Source organism: Bariatricus sp. HCP28S3_D3 (assembly GCF_052065755.1).
Lineage (GTDB): Bacteria > Bacillota > Clostridia > Lachnospirales > Lachnospiraceae > Allocoprococcus.
This window is the reverse complement of the sequence record NZ_JBQHTK010000099.1, coordinates 1-611: the sequence shown is the minus strand read 5'-3', so window position 1 is coordinate 611 and position 611 is coordinate 1. Positions and strand designations below refer to the sequence as shown.

Annotated in this window: 1 protein-coding gene; it reads right to left on the bottom strand. The window is 52.5% G+C overall.

Going from position 1 to position 611, the window contains the following annotated elements:
- On the bottom strand, positions 1-611 hold a 611-nt coding region (gene tnpC / locus ACTNB3_RS17880), incomplete at both ends, for an IS66 family transposase (protein ID WP_441027311.1).

Genomic DNA, 611 nt, shown 5'->3' with positions numbered 1-611 from the left:
GCATTCTCGCTGAGGTTATTAGTAAAGCTGCACCGCCCGTCTTCCAGATAGGTCTCCGCTGTATCACGCCGGTTGAGAACATAATTAACCGCTTTATCCATCCGGGTGTTCCGGACTGGCTTCTGCTGATCGAGCCACGACCAGAAAGCCTCCAGAACAGGTTTTTCCTTCTCGAGACGCAGCTGCTTTCGCTTTTCATAATCACCGGGATACTTTTTGTTAATGGAGTCCTCAATGGCGAATAACCGATTGCAGTACTGGACTCCCTGCACTGCCGGCTGACTGTAGTCATACTGTTTTCCTTTGGGAACGGCATCGATAAAGTATCGACGGATATGCGCCCAACAAGAGCAGCGTCTGATCCCTGGAAGATTGTTGTATCCCTGATATCCATCCGTTTCCAGGTATCCGCTGTAGCCTTCCAGGAACTCCCTTGCGTGACTGCCGCTCCTGGTCGGGGAATAGCCATACAGGATGATCGCCGGAAGTCCATCCTCGCCGCTTCGGAACAGCCACATGAATGATTGGGTCTGGGCTCGGCGCCCTTCCTCGTTCAATACCTGAACTCGGGTTTCATCTGCCATTGCAAAGCTGCGTTTCAGCAGCTCACG